This window comes from Variovorax sp. GW458-11-26-14-LB1 (genome assembly GCF_059423965.1).
Map to the genome: position 1 here is coordinate 35,668 of NZ_JBWKYW010000009.1, position 20,279 is coordinate 55,946.

19 protein-coding genes are annotated in these 20,279 nt (G+C 69.5%); 17 read left to right on the top strand and 2 right to left on the bottom strand.

What is annotated here, in order from left to right:
- Positions 1-12 precede the first annotated feature (12 nt).
- The 3 genes from AC07YS_RS08800 to AC07YS_RS08810 all read left to right on the top strand — a co-directional run bounded on the left by AC07YS_RS08800 (position 13) and on the right by AC07YS_RS08810 (position 1,743).
- Positions 13-309 (top strand): hypothetical protein, encoded by a 297-nt coding sequence (locus AC07YS_RS08800; RefSeq protein ID WP_159274588.1) that lies wholly within the window; start codon positions 13-15, stop codon positions 307-309.
- A 95-nt stretch (positions 310-404) separates the two neighbouring features.
- Positions 405-719: a DUF2845 domain-containing protein gene (locus tag AC07YS_RS08805; protein ID WP_495273697.1), complete on the top strand. Its 315-nt coding sequence runs from the start codon at positions 405-407 to the stop codon at positions 717-719.
- 208 nt (positions 720-927) lie between these two features.
- Positions 928-1,743 carry a class I SAM-dependent methyltransferase gene (locus AC07YS_RS08810; RefSeq protein ID WP_495268529.1) on the top strand — a complete coding sequence of 272 codons (816 nt, stop codon included), beginning with the start codon at positions 928-930 and terminating at the stop codon, positions 1,741-1,743.
- Positions 1,744-1,759: 16 nt separating this feature from the next.
- Here AC07YS_RS08810 and AC07YS_RS08815 read toward each other — a convergent pair whose 3' ends face one another.
- Together AC07YS_RS08815 and AC07YS_RS08820 are read right to left on the bottom strand one after the other, a co-directional pair.
- Entirely contained in the window at positions 1,760-2,110 is a 351-nt protein-coding gene (locus tag AC07YS_RS08815) for a DUF2200 domain-containing protein (protein WP_495268530.1), read from the bottom strand.
- Positions 2,111-2,153: 43 nt separating this feature from the next.
- Entirely contained in the window at positions 2,154-2,867 is a 714-nt protein-coding gene (locus AC07YS_RS08820; RefSeq protein WP_095946835.1) for a helix-turn-helix domain-containing protein, read from the bottom strand.
- Positions 2,868-3,071: 204 nt separating this feature from the next.
- Between AC07YS_RS08820 and AC07YS_RS08825 the strand changes: the two genes are divergently transcribed.
- The 14 genes from AC07YS_RS08825 to AC07YS_RS08890 all read left to right on the top strand — a co-directional run bounded on the left by AC07YS_RS08825 (position 3,072) and on the right by AC07YS_RS08890 (position 20,270).
- The gene (locus tag AC07YS_RS08825; RefSeq protein ID WP_495268531.1) at positions 3,072-4,232 is read left to right on the top strand and encodes an NAD(P)/FAD-dependent oxidoreductase; all 1,161 of its coding nucleotides are present in this window, start codon (positions 3,072-3,074) and stop codon (positions 4,230-4,232) included.
- Positions 4,233-4,265: 33 nt separating this feature from the next.
- Positions 4,266-5,717, top strand: a complete 1,452-nt coding sequence (locus tag AC07YS_RS08830; protein ID WP_495268532.1) for a M81 family metallopeptidase — start codon at positions 4,266-4,268, stop codon at positions 5,715-5,717.
- A gap of 49 nt (positions 5,718-5,766) precedes the next feature.
- Positions 5,767-7,344 carry an ABC transporter substrate-binding protein gene (locus AC07YS_RS08835; protein WP_447742232.1) on the top strand — a complete coding sequence of 526 codons (1,578 nt, stop codon included), beginning with the start codon at positions 5,767-5,769 and terminating at the stop codon, positions 7,342-7,344.
- A gap of 15 nt (positions 7,345-7,359) precedes the next feature.
- On the top strand, positions 7,360-8,295 hold the full coding sequence (locus AC07YS_RS08840) for an ABC transporter permease (protein WP_495268533.1): 936 nt from the start codon (positions 7,360-7,362) through the stop codon (positions 8,293-8,295).
- Positions 8,296-8,320: 25 nt separating this feature from the next.
- Positions 8,321-9,238, top strand: a complete 918-nt coding sequence (locus AC07YS_RS08845) for an ABC transporter permease (protein WP_307694459.1) — start codon at positions 8,321-8,323, stop codon at positions 9,236-9,238.
- Positions 9,239-9,251: 13 nt separating this feature from the next.
- Positions 9,252-10,286 carry an ABC transporter ATP-binding protein gene (locus tag AC07YS_RS08850; RefSeq protein ID WP_495268534.1) on the top strand — a complete coding sequence of 345 codons (1,035 nt, stop codon included), beginning with the start codon at positions 9,252-9,254 and terminating at the stop codon, positions 10,284-10,286.
- Positions 10,283-11,284 (top strand): ABC transporter ATP-binding protein, encoded by a 1,002-nt coding sequence (locus AC07YS_RS08855; protein WP_495268535.1) that lies wholly within the window; start codon positions 10,283-10,285, stop codon positions 11,282-11,284. The genes AC07YS_RS08850 and AC07YS_RS08855 overlap by 4 nt, the downstream gene beginning before the upstream one ends.
- Positions 11,285-11,297: 13 nt before the next feature.
- Positions 11,298-12,755: an N-acyl-D-amino-acid deacylase family protein gene (locus AC07YS_RS08860; RefSeq protein ID WP_495268536.1), complete on the top strand. Its 1,458-nt coding sequence runs from the start codon at positions 11,298-11,300 to the stop codon at positions 12,753-12,755.
- Positions 12,756-12,989: 234 nt separating this feature from the next.
- On the top strand, positions 12,990-13,526 hold the full coding sequence (locus AC07YS_RS08865) for a MarR family winged helix-turn-helix transcriptional regulator (RefSeq protein WP_095946830.1): 537 nt from the start codon (positions 12,990-12,992) through the stop codon (positions 13,524-13,526).
- A gap of 6 nt (positions 13,527-13,532) precedes the next feature.
- Complete coding sequence (locus AC07YS_RS08870; protein ID WP_495268537.1) at positions 13,533-15,131, top strand: ABC transporter substrate-binding protein; 1,599 nt, start codon at positions 13,533-13,535, stop codon at positions 15,129-15,131.
- 142 nt (positions 15,132-15,273) lie between these two features.
- Positions 15,274-16,215: an ABC transporter permease gene (locus AC07YS_RS08875; protein WP_062468895.1), complete on the top strand. Its 942-nt coding sequence runs from the start codon at positions 15,274-15,276 to the stop codon at positions 16,213-16,215.
- Positions 16,216-16,236: 21 nt separating this feature from the next.
- A complete protein-coding gene (locus AC07YS_RS08880; RefSeq protein ID WP_070061793.1) occupies positions 16,237-17,187 on the top strand; it encodes an ABC transporter permease in 951 nt (316 codons plus the stop codon).
- A gap of 2 nt (positions 17,188-17,189) precedes the next feature.
- Positions 17,190-18,821: a dipeptide ABC transporter ATP-binding protein gene (locus tag AC07YS_RS08885; protein ID WP_495268538.1), complete on the top strand. Its 1,632-nt coding sequence runs from the start codon at positions 17,190-17,192 to the stop codon at positions 18,819-18,821.
- Between the two features lie 63 nt (positions 18,822-18,884).
- On the top strand, positions 18,885-20,270 hold the full coding sequence (locus AC07YS_RS08890; protein ID WP_495268539.1) for an amidase: 1,386 nt from the start codon (positions 18,885-18,887) through the stop codon (positions 20,268-20,270).
- Positions 20,271-20,279: the final 9 nt, after the last annotated feature.

Sequence of the window (20,279 nt, forward strand, 5' to 3'; positions counted from 1 at the left end):
TGGAGCGTCCCGATGTGGAGCATCCTGGCCGACCTTGTCGTCGGCATCTTCGATTTCGTTCTCGATGTCCTGCTGTTCCGCGGCCTGCGCCGCAAGCACGGCCAGCGCAACCGCAGCGTGGCGGAAGACACCGTCGAGGTCGCGCGCTTCGATTTCGTCACGCTGACTTTCATCGCGCTGGTCAGCGTCGGCTTGATGCTGATCCTGGCGCTCGGATTCGATGTGCCGGCGGGCTGGAGCGTGGGCATCGGCATCACCGTCGGCGCGATCTGGGGCCTCTGGCGGTACGCCCAGCTGGTTCGTGAGTGAGTGATGCGCACATGAAGCATTCAAGAGGGTCAATGATGCGGGGCACGCCTCGTTGCGCACGCCTGGTCACCGGGGTTTCGATCGCAGCGGCCGCCTTGCTGATCGCCAGTTCCGCGGCAGCCCAGTCCCTCGCCTGCAACGGCTACCTCGTCGGAAAAGGGGCGTCGCCCGCGACCTTGCTCCAGACCTGCGGCGAGCCGGTCTACCGGCAAGCCGTCTGCGTGCCGATGGTGCAGCTCGGCTGGGTCCTCACGCCGTATCGGCCAGGCAGCCCCGAGGCCGTGCTCGCCAATCAATGCGTCCCGATGGAGGAATGGACCTACGACCGCGGGCCGGGCACCTTCTTCGGCATCGTGCGCATCTACAACGGCACGATCGAATCGGTGCGCGATGGGGACCGCGGCCGTTAGGGAGGGGTCGACCGATCAGCGCGCCCGAAACGCCCGGCAACATCTCCGGTACCCACTACAGGGGAGGACGCCCGCGCAACGGCGTTGACGACGATGCCTGGCAGGGCCACCATGGCCCATCGTCCCCGTCACGCATGCCCAAACAGGCAACGGACTCGTTGGAGCAAGGGAGCAGGCCCGCTCTGTTCAGAGCTTTCAAGGAGTTCCCATGGCCGACGAAAGCGACAAGGTGTTCGCGGGCTCGATCCCGACGTTCTACGACACGCTGATGGTCCCCCTGATCTTCGAGGGCTACGCCGTCGACGCGGCCGCCCTGGTCGCCGCGTTCTCGCCCGGCGCGGTGCTGGAAACGGCGGCCGGCAGCGGCGCGGTCACGCGGATGCTGGCACCCCAGCTCGGTGCCGGTGCGCGCTACGTGGTGACCGACCTCAACCCCGCCATGCTCGACTACGCCGTCACCCGCCAGGCAACCGACAACCGCATCGAATGGCGGCAGGCCGACGCGCTCGCCCTGCCGTTCGAGAACGCCTCCTTCGATGTGGTCCTGTGCCAGTTCGGCGCCATGTTCTTCCCGGACCGGGTCGCCGGCTACAGCGAGGCGCGCCGCGTGCTCAAGCCCGGCGGGCGCTTCGTGTTCAGCGTCTGGGACCGCATCGAAGACAACGCCTTCGCCGACGACGTCACCCGCGCCGTCGCCACCGTGTTCCCGGACGACCCGCCGCGCTTTCTCGCACGCACGCCACACGGCTACCACGACGTCGCGCAGATCCGCGACGACCTGCGCCGCGCGGGGTTCACCGACATCGAGGTCCAGACCCACGAGAAGCTGAGCCGCTCGCCCTCGGCACGCGAGGTGGCGGTGGCCTACTGCCAGGGCACGCCGCTGCGCAACGAGATCGAGGCGCGCGACGCGAGCCTGCTCCAGCTCGCGACCGACCGCGCGGAGGAGGCGATTGCCAGCCGGCATGGCACCGGGCCGGTGGCGGGCAAGGTCCAGGCGCACGTCATCGTGGCGACGGGCTAGGCAGGCCCCATTCGCACTACGTCCGCAGGATCTTCTCGATCGCCTTGCCCTTGGCCAGCTCGTCGACCAGCTTGTCCAGGTAGCGGATCTTCTGCATCAGCGGGTCTTCGACTTCCTCGACGCGCACGCCGCACACCACGCCCTTGATCAGCGCACGGTTCGGGTGCAGCGCCGGGGCCTGGGCGAAGAAGGTCCTGAAATCGTTCTGCTGGTCGATCTGCTGCTGCAGCCCCGCCGCGTCGTAGCCGGTGAGCCAGCAGATGACTTCGTCTACCTCTTCCTTCGTGCGATTCTTGCGCTCCGCTTTCTGGACGTACATGGGGTACACCTTGGCGAACGGCATCGCGAAGATCCGGTGCTCTGACATCGTCATGTCTCCTTCAAGTCGGGCCGCAGGCTGACGCGGGCGCTCAGCCCTTGCGGCCACCCGCGGCTTTCTTCGCCACCACGGTCTTGCGCGCCGGCTTCATCGCAGGCGCCTCGCGCGCCGACTTCATGTGCCCGCTCTCCCCCGAGGTCATGCCCACGATCTTCGCGAGCTGGCGGCTCACGCTCACGTAGGCGTGCCCGAGGCGGCTGTCGAAGTACAGCGAGTCGCCGCGCGCCAGGCGCACCACCTCACCGTTGTCGAAGTACACGTCGATCTCGCCCGACAGCACGTAGGCGAACTCTTCGCCCGTGTGCCGCACGAAGTCCTCGGGGCCGTTGATGCGGCGCGCGTGCACGGTGCCGACGATGGGGCTCATCTGCTTGCCGGCGGCGGTGGTGCCCAGGAACTCGTAGGCGATGGCCAGCCCCTTGTAGACCACGCCCTTGCCCGCGCGCGTGACGACCGGGCCGTCGAGCTGCTCGGGCTTGACGCCGGCGCCCGCGAACATGGCGTTCATGTCCATCTCGAGCGCGCGGCCCAGCGCGGTGAAGTTCTCGTAGCCGAGCGCGAGCTGGCCGCGCTCGGCGCGCGAGATGGTGGTGATCGACACGCCGGAGCGCTCGGCCAGTTGCGCCAGCGTCCAGCCGAAACGCTTGCGCGCGGTGCGCAGGCGATGGCCGAAAGTGGTGCGGTCCAGCGTGGGCGGCTCTTCCTTCGGCTTCGCCCCGCCCCGGTTCCCTGTGTGTGGAGTCACGCTTGGCTTTCTCTAGGTATGCCGGGTGATTCTGCCAGCCCCGCGCCCGGCCGGCCACGCACGGCGCGACAGCCCCGGCATGCGTTTTGCGTATGCGCAAATTGCGTGTACGCAAATTTCACCTCGGTGGTGCACCCATGGTTTCCCCTTGGTTGGCGCAAATCAATTTGCGTATCCGCAAATTTCTACCTACACTTTTCGGCGATGACAACAAGCACAACCACTCCCGTCGTGGCCGACTACCTCGTGATCGGCGGCGGCATCGCCGGGGCCTCGGTGGCCCACTGGCTCGCCCCGCATGCCCGCGTGATCCTGCTCGAACGCGAAGCCCAGCCGGGCTACCACTCCACCGGCCGTTCGGCCGCGCTCTTCATGGAGAGCTACGGCACGCCGCAGGTGCGCGCCCTCACCATGGCCAGCCGCGCCTTCCTCGAACACCCGCCCGAAGGCTTTGCCGAGCACCCGCTGCTCACGCCGCGCGGCGCGATGATGGTCGCGGGCACCGAGCACCTGCACGAGCTCGAAGCGCACTGGGAGCTGCTGCGCGCCATGGACGTCGGCGCCCAGCGCCTCGATGGCGAGCAGGCGCGCGAGATGGTGCCGGCGCTGCGCCCCGAGCAGGTGGCCGGCGCGGTGTACGAACCCGACGCCTCCGACATGGACGTGCACGCCATCCACCAGGGCTACCTGCGCGGCATGCGCCAGGCCGGCGGCAAGCTGGTGTGCGATGCCGAGGTCACGGCCATGGAACGCGTGGGCGAACGCTGGCGCGTGACGGCCGGCGACGCGGTGTACGAAGCGCCCGTGGTGCTCAACGCAGCCGGCGCCTGGGTCGACACCATCGCGCAACTGGCGGGCGTGCGTCCGCTGGGCATCGAGCCGCGCCGTCGCTCGGCCTTCATCTTCGCGCCGCCCGAGGGCCAGAGCGTGGCGCACTGGCCGATGGTGTTCGCCGCCGACGAGGGCTGGTACATCAAGCCCGACGCCGGCATGCTGCTGGGCTCGCCGGCCAACGCCGACCCGGTCGAGCCGCAGGACGTGCAGCCCGAAGAGATGGACATCGCCATCGCCATGCACCGCATCGAGGAGGCGACCACGCTCGCCATCCGCCGCCCTACGCGCACCTGGGCCGGCCTGCGCTCCTTCGTGGCCGACGGCGACCTGGTGGGCGGCTTCGCGCCCGACGCGCCCGGCTTCTTCTGGGTCGCGGCGCAAGGCGGCTACGGCATCCAGACCTCGGCCGCCATGGGCGAGGCCTGCGCCGCGCTGGCACGCGGCCTGCCGCTGCCCGAGCGCATCGCGGGCTTCGGGCTCACGGCCGAGATGCTCGGCCCGCAGCGACTGCGCACTGCCGCTGCCGCCTGACAAGAACAACCCACAACCCCAAGAGACCATCCCATGCGTGTCTTCAGTGCTTCCCTCGCGACCGAAACCAACACCTTCGGCCCGATGCCGACCGGCATCGCCTCCTTCAAGGACCGCGGCTACTTTCCCGCCGGCCAGCATCCCGATGCGCTGACGATCTACTCGGGCCCGCTGTGGGCCGCGCGCATCCGCGGCAAGGAAAAGGGCTGGACGCTGCTTGAGGGCATGGTGGCGGGCGCGCAGCCCAGCGGCATCACCACGCGCCATGCCTACGAAACCCTGCGCGACGAAATGCTGAACGACCTGCGCGCCGCGCTGCCGGTCGACATGGTGCTTCTCGGCCTGCACGGCGCGATGGTGGCCGACGGCTACGACGACTGTGAAGGCGACATGCTGGCGCGCGTGCGCCAGATCGTGGGCCCGGACGTGGTGATCGGCGCCGAGCTCGATCCGCACAACCACCTCACGCCCGCCATGGTGGACAACGCCAACGTGATGGTCTCCTTCAAGGAGTACCCGCACACCGACGTGCTCGAACGCGGGCTGGAGCTGGTCGACATCTGCGCCGCGGCCGTCGAAGGCAAGGTCAAGCCGGTGGTCGCGATGGTCGACTGCGACATCATCGTCACCGTCCACACCTCGCGCGAACCGGCGCGCAGCTTCGTGCAGCGCATGCAGGCGCTCGAAGGCAAGGACGGCGTGCTCTCGGTCTCGCTCACGCACGGCTTCTCGTGGGGCGACGTGCCCGAGATGGGCACCAAGGTGCTGGTCTACACCGACGGCGACCAAGCGAAGGCGAATGCACTCGCACGCCAGCTGGCCGACGAAGTCATCGCCATGCGCGACGGCCTCACGGTCAACTACCCCAGCATCGACGACTCGCTCGACGAGGCCCTGGCCTTCGATGGCGGCCCCGTGGTGCTGGCCGACGGCGCCGACAACCCCGGCGGCGGCGCGGCGAGCGACTCCACCTTCATCCTGCGCCGCATGCTGGAGCGCGGCATCACCAACGCCGCGCTGGGCCCGATGTGGGACCCGATCGCCGTGCGCATCGCCTTCGACGCCGGCGTGGGCGCCAGGCTGCAGATGCGCATCGGCGGCAAGATCAGCCCGCTGTCGGGCGATCCGCTCGACCTCGAATGCACCGTGAAGGCGCTGCAGGAAGACCTGGTGATGACGGGCCTGTCGAACACGCCCACCGCCATGGGCGACTGCGCGCTGGTCGAGGTCAACGGCATCGACATCGTGCTGATCACGCGGCGCAACCAGGCGATGGGCACCGACATGTTCACGCAGCTGGGCTGCGACCTGGCGGCCAAGAAGATCGTCGTGGTCAAGTCGTCGCAGCACTTCTACGCGTCGTACTCCCAGGTGGCCAAGCACGTGATCTACGCCGGCGCACCGGGCGCCGTGACGCTCGATCTCACCACCCTGCCGTACCGCAAGGCTCGCCTGCCGAAGTGGCCCATCGGCGTCGCCGCCTGAACTCCCTCTTCTTCTTTTTTGTTTCGCCCCACCGACCGGAGAACCGACGATGACCCGACGAACGCTTGCTGCCCTCGCTGCCCTGGCCCTTTCGGCCGCCAGCCTTCCCGCGCTCGCCCAGACGCCGCCCAAGACACTCAAGGTGGTGGCGCATGCCGACCTGAAGATCCTCGACCCGACCTTCACCACGGCCTACATCTCGCGCAACTTCGGCCACATGGTGTACGACACGCTGTTCGCGCAGGATGCCACCGGCAAGCCGCAGCCGCAGATGGTCGAGAAGTACACGACCTCGAAAGACGGCAAGCAGTGGAGCTTCACGTTGCGCCCCGGCCTGAAGTTCTCCGACGGCGCCGCCGTGACCTCGGCCGACGCCGTGGCCTCGCTGCAGCGCTGGGCGGCGCGCGACAGCCTGGGCCGCGCCATGACGGCCGTCGGCGCCGAGTGGAAGGCCACCGACGCGCGCACCCTCACGCTCACGCTCAACGAGCCCTTCGGCATGGTGCTCGACGCGTTGGCCAAGCCCTCGGGCTTTCCGCCGGTGATCCTGCCCGAGCGCATCGCCAAGCTGCCGGCCACCGCGCCCCTCACCGAGGTCGTCGGCTCGGGGCCCTTCATCTTCAAGCGTGACGAATGGGTGCCGGGCAACAAGACGGTGTTCGTGCGCAACCCGAACTACGTGGCGCGCAGCGAGCCGCCGAGCGGCCTGGCCGGCAGCAAGAAGACCAGCCTCGACCGCGTCGAATGGCTCTACCTGCCCGACGCCAACAGCGCGATCTCGGCGCTCAAGCGCGGCGAGGTCGACTACATCGAGCAGTTGGCGCCCGACTACATCACGCCGCTGCGCACCGACAGCAACATCAAGATCGGCTCCGGCGGTGCCTACCAGGGCTTCCTGGTGATGAACCAGCTGCACCCGCCCTTCGACAACCCGAAGGTGCGCCAGGCGCTGCTGCAGGCCGTGAACCAGGAACGCTTCGTCGCGGCCATGGGCTTCCCGCTGGACATGCGCATGGCCTACTGCGCCACCTGGTTCATCTGCGGCAGCCCCAACGACACCTCGGCCGGCGCGGAGCCTTTCCGCAAGGCCGACGTCGCCAAGGCGAAGAAGATGCTCGCCGACGCCGGCTACAAGGGCGAGAAGGTGGTGCTGATGGTGCCCAGCGACGTGCCCTACCTCAACGCCGAGGCGCTGATGGCCGCGCAGACCATGAAGAGCATCGGCCTGAACGTCGATGCGCAGACCATGGACTGGGCCTCGATCGGTGCGCGCCGCGCCAAGCGCGACGCGTCCGACGCCGGCGGCTGGAACATGTACGTCACGGTGGCCGGCGAGTTCGACGTGAACTCGCCCATCAGCAACGCCTACCTGGGCGCGGCCTGCGGCAACACGCTGCCCGGCTGGCCCTGCGACAAGAAGCTCGACGAACTGCGCACCGCCTGGCTGAAGGAAACCGTGCCGGCCAAGCGCAAGGAACTGCTCGACGCCTTCCAGTCGCGCGCCTACGAGGCCGTGCCGTACATCAACGCCGGCCAGTACTCGGCCGCGTTCGCTGCGCGCGCCAGCATCAAGGGGCTGGACAAGATGTGGGCCGGCATGCCCACCGTCTGGGTGCTCGACAAGTAAGCCACGCGCACCGCCATGGGCTACATCGTTCGACGCTTTCTTTCCACGCTGCCGGTGATGGCGGTGGTGGCCGTGGTGGTGTTCCTGCTGATCCACCTGTCGCCGGGCGACCCGGCCGCGCTCATCGCGGGCGACCTCGCCACCACCGAGGACATCGACAAGCTGCGCGCCGCGCTCGGCCTGAACCTGCCCCTGTGGCAGCAGTTCGGGCTGTGGATCGGCAAGATCTTCACCGGCGACCTGGGCACCTCGATCTTCACGCAGGTGCCGGTGACGCAGCTGCTCGGCCAGCGGCTGGAGCCCACGGTGTCGATCGCGGCGCTGACCATGCTCATCACGCTGGTGACGGCCGTGCCGCTGGGCACGCTCGCGGCCTACTGCGCGGGCACATGGGTCGACCGCCTCGTGATGCTGTTCGCGGTGCTGGCCTTCTCGGTGCCGGTCTTCCTCGTGGGCTACCTGCTGGTCTACACCTTCGCGGTGCAGCTGCCGTGGTTTCCGGTGCAGGGCTACGTGAACTTCTCCGAAGGCCCCGGCGCCTGGCTGCGCGCGCTGGTGCTGCCCTGCGTGAACCTGGCGCTGGTGTACATCGCGCTGGTGACGCGCATGACCCGCGCCACCGTGCTCGAAGTGCTGCACGAGGACTACATCCGCACCGCGCGCGCCAAGGGCCTGGGCGTGCTGCCGGTGCTGGGCCATGCGCTGCGCAACGCGGCCATTCCCATCGCCACCACCATCGGCGCAGGCATTGCGCTGCTGATCGGCGGCGTGGTGGTCACCGAGACGGTGTTCGCCATTCCGGGCGTGGGCCGGCTGGTGATCGATTCGGTGCAGCGCCACGACTACCCGGTGATCCAGAGCGTGCTGCTGCTGTCGGCGGGCGTGTACGTGCTGATCAATCTCCTGATCGATTTGAGCTACCGCCTGTTCGATCCGCGCATCCAGTACTAGAACAACGAACGAGCCCCACGACGCCATGTCCACTGCCCTGCCCTTGCGTGAGGTCGATGCGCCGGTGCCCAGCACCGCCGTTGCCGACGCCGCCGAAGACCCTCCTTTCGTACCGCCGCGCTGGCGCTGGGTGCGCAAGCACCCGACGCTGATCGTCGGTGCGCTGCTGCTCATCGCGGTGGCCGCGCTGTCCATCGCCGCGCCCTGGATCGCCACCCACGACCCGCAGGACATCGACCCGCTGGCGCGCATGCAGCCGGCTTCGGCCGAGCACTGGTTCGGCACCGATGCGCTGGGCCGCGACGTGTTCAGCCGCGCCGTGTGGGGCGGTCGCGTGTCGATGATCGTCGGTGCCTCGGTGGCCGTGCTCGCCACCTTCTTCGGCATCGCGCTGGGCCTGGTGTCGGGCTTCGTGCGCTGGGCCGACGGCCCGATCATGCGGGTGATGGACGGCCTCATGGCCATCCCCGGCATCCTGCTGGCCATTGCGCTCATGGCCGTGACGCGCGCCAGCCTCACCACCGTGATCATCGCCATCACCGTGCCCGAGATTCCGCGCGTGGTGCGGCTGGTGCGCTCGCTGGCGCTCACGCTGCGCGAGCAGCTGTTCGTGGAGGCCGCGCATGCGGTCGGCACGCGGCTGCCGGTGATCCTCGTGCGGCACGTGCTGCCGAACATCGTGGCGCCGCTGGTGGTGCAGGCCACCTTCGTGGCCGCCGCCGCCGTGCTCACCGAGGCCGCGCTGTCCTTCCTCGGCGTGGGCGTGCCTTCGCAGACGCCGAGCTGGGGCAACATGATGGCCGAGGGCCGCAACTTCGTGACCGTGGCGTTCCACATCATCCTGTACCCGGGCCTGCTGCTGGCGGCCACGGTGCTCGCCATCAACCTGCTCGGCGACGGCCTGCGCGATGCGCTCGACCCGCGCCTGGCGCGGCAGCTGTGAAGAGGAACGCGCCATGACCATCCCCATGTCCCAGGCCACCCTCGCCCCCGGCGAGCCATTGCTCGAGGTCGACAACCTGCGCACCTACTTCAGCACGCTCGCGGGCACGGTGCGCTCGGTCGACGGCGTGTCGTACACCGTGCGCGCGGGCCGCACGCTCGGCGTGGTCGGCGAATCGGGCTGCGGCAAGAGCGTGACCGCGCTCTCGATCCTGCGGCTGGTGCCCACGCCGCCCGGCCGCCACATGGGTTCCGTGCGCCTGCGCGGCACCGACCTGATGCAGCTGAGCGAACGCGAGATGCGGCAGATCCGCGGCAACCGCATCTCGATGATCTTCCAGGAACCGATGACCTCGCTGAACCCGGTGCTCACCGTGGGCCGGCAGATCGCCGAGACGGTGCAGCTGCACCAGAAGGCCAGCCGCGCCGAGGCGCTGCTGCGCGCGGTCGAGATGCTGCGCCTGGTGCAGATCCCCGAACCCGAGCGGCGCGTGAACGAGTACCCGCACCAGCTCTCAGGCGGCATGCGCCAGCGCGTGATGATCGCGCTGGCCCTGGCCTGCAACCCCGAGGTGCTGATCGCCGACGAGCCCACCACCGCGCTCGACGTGACCATCCAGGCGCAGATCCTCGACCTCATCAAGCGGCTGCAGAAGGAACTGGGCATGGGCGTGGTGATGATCACGCACGACCTGGGCGTGGTGGCCGAGAGCTGCGACCGCGTGGTGGTCATGTACGCCGGCAAGAAGGTGGAAGAGGCCGACGTGGTCGACCTGTTCGACCGCCCGCTGCACCCCTACACCCGCGCGCTGATGGCCTCGATGCCCGCCATGAGCACGTCGAGCGCGCGGCTGCACGAGATCCCGGGCATGGTGCCCGCCGCGCACGAGCTCGGGCGCGGCTGCGCCTTTGCCGCGCGCTGTTCGCAGGCACGCGAACGCTGCCGCCGCGAGACACCGCCGCTGTCCACGCAGGGCGACGGGCACGTGGTCGCCTGCTTCGCAGTGCAGGAACAATGGACCGACGAGGCTGCCGAGGTGAGCGCATGACGACGACAACGACAACATCCGCCAAGGCACCGCTCCTGCAGGTGCGCGAACTGCGCAAGCACTACACCTCGCCACGCCGCTGGCTGCGACCGACCAGGCCGGCCATCCAGGCGGTCGACGGCGTGTCGTTCAACGTCGGGCACGGCGAAACGCTGTCGCTGGTCGGCGAGTCGGGCTGCGGCAAGACCACCACCGCCAAGTCGGTGATGCGGCTGGTCGAGCCCACCTCGGGTTCGGTGCGACTGAACGGCGAAGAGCTGCTGACCCTGCCCGCGAACGCGATGCGCCAGCGCCGGCGCGACCTGCAGATCATCTTCCAGGACCCCTACGCCTCGCTGAACCCGCGCCTCACGGCCGGCGACATCGTGGCCGAGCCGCTGCGCAACTTCGGCGACGTGTCTCTGGCCGAGCGGCGCGAGCGCGTGCAGTGGCTGTTCTCGCGCGTGGGCCTGCGACCCGAGGCGGCGAAGAAGTTTCCTCACGAGTTCTCGGGCGGCCAGCGCCAGCGCCTGGGCATTGCGCGCGCGCTGGCGCTGAACCCCAAGCTCATCGTCTGCGACGAGCCCGTGTCGGCGCTCGACGTGTCGGTGCAGGCGCAGGTGGTCAACCTGCTGATGGACCTGCAGGCAGAGTTCGGCATCGCCTACCTCTTCGTGGCACACGACCTCGCCGTGGTGCGCCACATCAGCCACCGCGTGGCCGTGATGTACCTCGGCCACATCGTGGAGATCGCCGACCGCGACACGCTGTTCTCGGCGCCGCGCCATCCGTACACCGAGATCCTGCTGTCGGCCGTGCCCGTGCCCAACCCGCGCACGCCCGCACGCCGCCTGCTGCTGCAGGGCGACCCGCCGAGCCCGGCCAACCCGCCCTCGGGCTGCCGCTTTCACACGCGCTGCCCGATGGCGCAGGCCGTGTGCAAGGAGAAGACGCCCGAACTGACGGAGCGCCCTTCGTCTTCCCAGGGCGGCCATTGGGTCGCCTGCCACTTCCGTTGAAAGCACTGCCCTCATGACCGACAAGACACCCCACTACGACCTCTTGATCCACGGCGGCACCGTGATCGACGGCACCAAGGCCCCGCGCTTCGACGCCGACGTGGGCATCGTCAATGGCCGCATCGCCGCCATCGGCAAGCTCACGGGCCACACGGCCGACCAGACGCTCGACGCCACCGGCCGCATCGTCGCGCCGGGCTTCATCGACTCGCACACGCACGACGACCAGGCCGTGCTGTCGCACGCGCAGATGCCGTTCAAGGTGTCGCAGGGCGTGACCACGGTGGTGGCGGGCAACTGCGGCATCAGCGCCGCACCGCTGCGTGCCGACATGGACCTGCCGATGCCGCTGAGCCTGCTCGAAACGCCGCCGGAAGACCGCTTCACGACCTTCGCGGCCTACCTCGACGCGCTGCGCGCCACGCCCTCGTCGGTCAACGTGGCGGCGATGGTCGGCCACTCCACCCTGCGCGCCGTGACCATGTCCGACCTCGACCGCCCCGCCACCGCGCAGGAGATCGCCGCCATGCAGGCGCTGGTCGAAGAAGCGATGCAGGCCGGCGCCATCGGTCTGTCGACGGGCACCTTCTACCCGCCGGCCGTGAAGGCGACCACGGAGGAGATCATCGAGGTCGGCCGCCCGCTCACGGCGCGCAAGGCGCTGTACGTGACGCACATGCGCGACGAGAGCGACCGCGTGATGGAGTCGCTGGAAGAAACCTTCCACATCGGCCGCGCGCTCGACATCCCGGTGGTGGTGTCGCACCACAAGGTGCAGAACACGCAGAACTTCGGCAAGACCAAGGTGACGCTGCCCTTCATCCAGGAAGCGATGAAGCACCAGTGCATCGGCCTCGACTGCTACCCGTACACCGCAGGCTCCACCATGATCCGCACCGACCGCGGAATGATGGACGGCCGCGTGCTCATTGCTTCGAGCGTGCCGCACCCCGAATGCGCGGGCCGCGACCTGAAGGACATCGCGGCCGAATGGGGCGTGTCGGGCGAAGAGGCCGCGCTGCGCCTGTCGCCCGGCAGCGCCATCTATTTCATGATGGACGAGGACGACGTGCAGCGCGTGCTCGCCTTCGACGAAACCATGATCGGCTCCGACGGCATTCCGCTGGGCGACAAGCCGCATCCGCGCCTGTGGGGCACCTTCCCGCGCGTGCTGGGGCACTACAGCCGCGACGTGGGGCTGTTCCCGCTGGAGACGGCGGTGTGGAAGATGACCGGGCTCACGGCGCGCAACTTCGGCCTGCACGAACGCGGCGCGCTCAAGGTCGGGCACCACGCCGACGTGGTGGTCTTCAATGCCGCCACCGTGCGCGACACCGCGAACTACGAAACGCCGACCGAACCGGCCGAAGGCATCGACGCGGTGATCGTGAACGGCGCCGTCACCTGGCGCCACGGCGTGCACAGCGGCGCGCGCAACGGGCAGGTGATCGTGCGCCAGGACGCGGCCTGACACCTCGCACCCCGGCGGCGCCTGCATGGCGCCGGCCTTCGCATCCTGGTGCATGCGCAGCACCGGATCGGTGAACACGCCGGGCCTCATGGGCCCGGCTTTTCTTTCTCCCTTGCGCTCTTTCCCTCTGGCAGTGCGTGCCTAGGGGATTTCCCTCGGCAGCTGGCCCGGAGCTTGCGTAGTTTGCCCACATAGTTGAACATTTCAACTATTGAAGACTTCTACCAACCCGCCATGCACGCCCCGCTTCGCCTGAAAGACGACTACCTCAACGTCCTGCTCGACCTGGCCTCGCAGCGCACGCGCGACCGCGGCTCGCGCATCTACGAGATCGAGCTCGGCCTGTCGATCCGCGACGTGCGCCTGCTGCGCATGATCGGCGCCGCGCCCGGCATCACCATGGGCCAGCTGGTGCAGACCTGCGCCATCGAGAAGACGCTGGTCTCCAAGCTGGTGAGTTCGCTGGTGCAGCGCGAGCTGGTCGAGCGCCAGATCGGCGCCGAGGACGCGCGGCAGATCCGTCTGTGCCTGAGCCCGGCCGGCATCGACATGGTGCTGCGCGCCGAGCCCATCGGGCACGAGATGGAAGCGCGCTTTCTCGACTGCCTGAGCGTCGCCGACATCGAGAACCTGCGCCGCATCATGCACAAGCTCATCGACGCCGAAGAAGGCTCGCGCGACATCTTCGAATTCCTGCTGGTGCAGCTGCGCGAAAGCAAGGAATCGCCCCCTTCCTCCCCCGGTTCTTCCGCTCCCTCCCGAAAGAAGTAAGGCTCCATGGCAATCCACCTTTCACCGCGCCGCGTCGCGGCGGCTTCCCTGTCGGCGCTCGCTTTGTGCTTCGCCGCCACCGCGTCCGCGCAGACCGTGCTTCGCACCGTGCCCTCGTCGGATTTGAAGATCGTCGACCCGATCTGGACCACCGCCAACATCACGCGCAACCACGGCCTGATGATCTACGACACCCTCTTCGCGATGGACGAGAAGGGCGTCATCAAGCCGCAGATGGTCGACAAGTACAGCGCGAGCGCCGACAACAAGGTGTGGAGCTTCACGCTGCGCCCGGGCCTGAAGTTCCACGACGGCGCACCGGTCACCTCGCAGGACGTGATCGCCTCGCTGGCGCGCTGGGCCAAGCGCGACACGCTGGGCCAGAAGATGTACGAGGCGATGGACAGCATCGCCGCCGACGGCCCCAACGGCTTTCGCATGACGTTCAGGCAGCCCTTCGGCGTGGTGCTCGACGCGCTCGGCAAGCCCAACCCGCTGGTGCCGTTCATCATGCCCAAGCGCGTGGCCGACACGCCCGCCGACAAGCAGATCGACGAGCTGGTGGGCTCCGGCCCCTTCACGCTCGCCAAGGAAGACTTCCGCCCGGGCGACCGCGTCATCTACCGCAAGAACACCGCCTACGTGCCGCGCAAGGAACCCGCCTCGGGCCTGGCCGGCGGCAAGGTGGTGCACGTCGACCGCGTCGAATGGGTGATGCTGCGCGACCCGCAGACGCAGACCAATGCGCTGCTCAACGGCGAGGTCGACATGCTCGAGACCGTGCCCTCGTCGGGCTACACCGGCATGCGCACCAACGACAAGATCGAGCTGGTCGACGTGATGCCGGCGGGCCCCTTCACCGTGCTCTACAACCACAAGGTGCCGCCCTTCAACAACCCCAAGGCGCTGAAGGCCGCGATGCTGGCCATCAACCAGGAGGCGATGCTGCGCGCGCAGGTCACCTTCCGCGACTTCTACAAGCCCTGCGCCTCGATCTACCTGTGCGGCTCGCTCTACGCGAGCGACAAGACGGGCTTCTACACCGGCAAGCCGCAGTTCGAAGAGGCGCGCAAGCTGCTCAAGGAATCGGGCTACGACGGCAAGCCCGTGGTGATCCTGCTGCCGGGCGATGCGCCCGCGCTGAACAAGCTGCCCGCGGTGTACGGCCAGCTGCTCAAGCAGGTGGGCTTCAACGTCGACGTGCAGACCACCGACTGGGCCACGCTCGTGACCCGGCGCGCCAAGAAGGACCTGCCCGAGAACGGCGGCTGGAACGCCTTCATCACCTTCTGGGGCGGCGTGGACGCGAGCAGCCCCATCGGCTACAGCCCGCTGACCGGCAACGGCGACCAGGGCTACTTCGGCTGGCCCGTCGTGCCCGAGCTCGAGGCGCTGAAGACCAAGTTCATCGCCACCGCAGACCTCGCCCAGCGCAAGGAGATCGCCACGCAGATCCAGCAGGTCGTGCTCGAACACGGCGTGCTCGCCCCGCTCGGCGAAGGCAAGGCGCCCACGGCCGTGCGCCGCGGCACCATCACCGGCCTGCTGCCGTCGCCGGCGGTGCTGTACTGGAACGTGCGCAAGACGTCCGCACCATCGCCATGACCGCGACATAGGCCGGCCCGCGCGCCCGCCCCTCTCCCCTTTCTGATCGCCACCCCTGACCGGCTGCGCCTCGCGCGGCAGCCGGGCGGGACTTCCTTTGCCCGCGCCACACGCCCGGCCCCTCGTCAAGGACCTGATTCACATGCTCCACTTCCTGTTGCGCCGCGGACTGGCCACCGCGCCCGTGCTCCTGATCGTGGCCGTCATCGTCTTCCTGCTGCTGCGCATGACGCCCGGCGACCCCGCGGCGGCCATCGCCGGCGACGCGGCCAGCGCACAGGACATCGCGCGCATCCGCGCCCAGCTGGGCCTGGACGCATCGATCGTCACGCAGTTCGTGCACTGGCTCGGCCAGGTGCTGCGCGGCGACCTCGGCTACTCGTTCTTCTACCGGATGCGCGTGACCGACCTGATCGGCCAGCGCCTGGAGCCCACGCTCTCGGTGGCGGCGGTGACGGTGGTGCTCACGGTGCTGATCGCCGTGCCGCTGGGCGTGCTCGCGGCCTCGCGGCGCGGCGGCCGGCTCGACCGCTTCATCATGGGTGCCTCGGTGCTCGGCTTCTCGGTGCCGGTGTTCGTGGCCGGCTACGTGATGATCTGGCTGTTCTCGATGCAGCTCGGCTGGCTGCCCTCGCAGGGCTACCAGCGCATCGGCGACGGCGTGGGCCCTTGGCTGCGTCACCTGGCGCTGCCCTGCGTCACGCTGGCCGTGATGTACGCGGCGCTCATCGCGCGGGTCACGCGCGCGGCGGTGTCGGAGGCGCTCACCGAAGACTACGTGCGCACCGCGCGCGCCAAGGGCATCGCCGAGTGGCGCATGCTGCTGCGCCACGCACTGGCCAACGCGGCCGTGCCGATCGCCACCGTCATCGGCCTGAGCGTGGCGGGCCTGATCGGCGGCGTGGTGGTCACCGAGACGATCTACGCGATCCCCGGCCTGGGCCAGCTCACGGTGGACGCCGTGCTCTCGCGCGACTACCCACTGATCCAGGCGATCACCCTCTTCTTCTCGCTCGTCTACGTGGTGGTCAACCTGCTGGTGGACCTGAGCTACCTGCTGCTCGATCCGCGCATCCGGTACTGACCTTCCTTCGAAAGCCCCGCCATGACTTCGATCTCCCTGCGCGACGATGCGCCTGCCTCTGCCGCGGTTCCGCCCGCCGCACCCCGGGCCCCGGCCCGCTCGCTGCTGCGCCGCCTGCTCGCCAACGGCGGCGTGCGCATCGGCGGCGTCCTGCTGGCCGCGATGCTGCTGCTGGCAGTGGCCGCGCCCTGGCTCGGCACCATCGACCCGAACGCGATGGACCCCGCGAACTCGCACCTGCCGCCCGGCGCGCGCGCCGAGTTCACCACGCTGGCGGGCGACAGCTTCGATCGCTTCTTCCCGCTGGGCACCGACAGCATGGGCCGCGACCTGTGGAGCCGCACGGCCTACGGCGCGCGCATCTCGCTGTCGGTGGGCGTGGCGGTGGCGCTGGGCTCGGTCGCGTTCGGCCTCGTGGTCGGCATGGTGGCGGGCTACTTCCGGCGCCTGGACGGCGTGATCATGCGGGTGATGGACGGGATGATGGCCATCCCCGGCATCCTGTTCGCGATCGTGCTGGTGGCCGTGTGGCGGCCCAGCCTGCTCACGGTGATCCTGGCCATCGTCGTGCCCGAGACGCCGCGCGTGGCGCGGCTGGTGCGCTCGGTGGTGCTGTCGGTGCGCGAAGAGCCGTACGTGGAGGCGGCCGTGGCGCTCGACACGCCGACCTGGAAGCTGATGTTGCGCCACATCCTGCCCAACACGGTGGCGCCGCTGATCGTGCAGGGCACCTTCATCTGCGCGGCGGCGATGCTGGTGGAGGCCGTGATGTCCTTCCTCGGCATCGGCCTGCCGTCCGAGGTGCCGACCTGGGGAAACATCATGTCCGAAGGCCGCACGCACTTCACCTCGCACCCCTCGACCGTGCTGCTGCCCGGCCTCTTCCTGGCGCTCACGGTGCTGGCCGTGAACATGCTCGGCGACGGCCTGCGCGACGCACTCGATCCCAAGTTCAAGGCACGCGGAGGCTGAGCATGACATCCACCCCTTCCACAACGTCTGCCGCGCCCTGCCTCGTGGTGCGCGACCTCGCCATCGACCTGCCCGCCGGCGCCGACCGCGCGCACGCGGTGCACGGCATCTCGTTCGACGTCATGCCCGGCCAGGTCGTGTGCCTGCTGGGCGAGTCGGGCTCCGGCAAATCGGTCATCGCGCAGGCCGCGATGGGCCTGCTGCCCGCGTCGCTGCGGCCCTCGGCCGGGCGCATCGAGGTGCAGGGCGAAGACGTGCTCGCGGCCAGCCCGGCGCGGCTGCGCGCCCTGCGCGGCGCCCGCATGGCGATGGTGTTCCAGGAGCCGATGACCGCGCTCAACCCGGTGATGCGCTGCGGCGCGCAGGTCGACGAGATCCTGGCCGAGCACACGACACTGGGCGCCGCCGCGCGCCGCGCGCGCGTGCTGGCCATCTTCGAGCGCGTGAGGCTGCCCGAGCCCCAGCGCATCTACGACGCCTACCCGCACCAGCTCTCGGGCGGGCAGCGCCAGCGCATCGTGATCGCCATCGCGCTGATCCTGCGCCCGGCCCTGCTGATCTGCGACGAACCCACCACCGCGCTCGACGTGACCACGCAGGCCGAGATCCTCGCGCTCATCCGCGAGATGCAGCAGGAGAACGGCACGGCCGTGCTGTTCATCACGCACGACTTCGGCGTGGTGGCGGACATCGCCGACCAGGTGGTGGTGCTGCAGCTGGGCCGGCAGGTCGAGAGCGGCCCGAAGGACGAAGTGCTGCGCCGCCCGAAGGAGGCCTACACGCGCATGCTGCTCGACGCCGTGCCGCGGCTGGCGCCCGTGCTGCGCGCGCCCATCGACGCCCGGGCGCCGCTGCTCGATGCGCGCGGCGTGGGCAAGGTCTACCGCACGGGCAGCTGGCCCGGCAAGCGCCGCGCGGTGCATGCGGCGGCCGACGTGTCGCTGAAGCTGCATGCGAGCGAGACGGTCGGCATCGTGGGCGAATCGGGCTCGGGCAAGTCGACCGTGGCGCGCTGCATCGCGCGGCTCATCGAGCCGACCGACGGCGACATCCGCGTGCCGGGCATCGAGGGCTCGCGCGGCGCGCAGCGCTCGGCGTTCCGGCGCATGGTGCAGGTCGTGTTCCAGGACCCGAACCGCTCGCTCAACCCGCGCCGCACGGTGGGCCAGTCGATCGTCGAGGGGCCGGTGAATTTCGGCGTGCCGCATGCCAAGGCCTGGCAGCGCGCGGAGGAGCTGATGGCGCTGGTGCGGCTGCAGCCCGAGGTGCTGCACCGCTACCCGAGCGAGTTCTCGGGCGGTCAGCGCCAGCGGCTGTGCATTGCGCGCGCACTGGCCTGCGAGCCGCGCGTGCTGATCGCCGACGAGGCCGTGTCGGCGCTCGACGTGTCGGTGCAGGACCAGATATTGAAGCTGCTCGCGGAGATCCAGCAGCGGCTGTCGATCGGCATCCTGTTCATCACCCACGACCTGCGCGTGGCCAGCCAGATCTGCGACCGCCTGATCGTGATGCACAAGGGCCGCATCGTCGAGCAAGGCAGCGCGCACGACGTGCTGCTGTCGCCGCGCGAGGCCTACACGCGCACGCTGCTGGCCGCGGCGCCGGGCCAGGGCTATGCGTTCGGGGGCGGCTGAGCGCCGTCCTCTTCCCCTCTTTCAACCCACCTTCATCCCACCACCCCAAGAAGAAACGAAGACATGACCACACCCCTGTACGAACTCAGTGCCCTCCAGTTGCTCGAACGCTACCGTGACCGCGCCTTGTCGCCGGTCGAGGTCACACAGGCCGTGCTCGCGCGCATCGAGCGCTGGGAGCCGCACATCCACGCCACCTACGGGCTGGACGCCGAAGCCGCGCTGGCCTCGGCGCGCGCCTCCGAGGCACGCTGGGCCCAGGGCAAGCCGCAGGGCGATCTCGATGGCGTGCCGGTCACGCTGAAGGAGAACATCGCCACGCGCGGCACGCCCACGCCCATCGGCAGCGCCGCCACCGTGCTGGCGCCCGCCGCGGCCGACGCCCCCGCCGCCGCGCGCCTGCGCGAAGCCGGCGCGGTGATCGTGACCAAGACGACGATGCCCGACTTCGGCTTTCTCGGCGCGGCGCCGTCGAGCTTCCACGCGCTCACGCGCAACCCGTGGGACCTGGGCCGCAACACCGGCGGCTCGAGCTCGGGCGCCGGCGCCGCCGCCGCCGCGGGCTACGGCCCGCTGCACCTGGGCACCGACATCGGCGGCTCGGTGCGCATTCCGGCCAGCTTCTGCGGCGTGTTCGGCCTCAAGCCCAGCCACGGCCGCATTCCGGTCGACCCGCCCGCCGCGGCGCGCGTGATCGGCCCCATGACGCGCACCGTGGCCGACGCCGCGCTCTTGATGCAGGTGGTGACGCGCCCCGACGCACGCGACTACATGAGCCTGCCGCCGAACGACTTCGCGTGGCAGCGGCTCGAACGCAACGTGAAGGGCCTGCGCATCGGCCTGTGGACCGACACCATGGGCGGGTGGCCGATCGATACGGAAGTGAAAGAGGCGGTGCTGGCCGCGGCCCGCCTGTTCGAGCAGGCCGGCGCCATCGTCGAACCGCTGGCCGACTGGACCACGCTGGACATGCGCATGGGCATGGCCCACTTCTTCACCATGCGCTGCCGCGTCGACCTGGCCGCGATGGCGCCCGAACGCGCGAAGCTCGCGGCCGGCTACATCCACCAGGCGGCGGAGTTCGCCGCCTCGCTCACGCCCGAAGACACCTTCCGCGCCTTCACGCGCATGCAGGCCTTGCGTGCGGCCACCGTGGCGGCCACGCAGCCCTTCGACTACGTGCTGTCGCCGGTGTCGCCGGTGCTGCCGTTCGCGGCGGACGCCATCAACAGCGGCTCGGAAAACCTGCTGAAGGACTCGCACTTCACGTCGGTGTTCAACCAGTCGGAACAACCGGCCGCCTCGATCAACTGCGGCCATGCAAAGAACGGCCTGCCGATCGGCCTGCAGATCGCGGGGCGCCGCTTCGACGACCTGGGCGTGCTGCAGATGGCGCGCTTCTACGAATCGGTGCGTCCGGCGCAGGCACGCTGGCCCGAACCGGCCTGACCGGGCTGG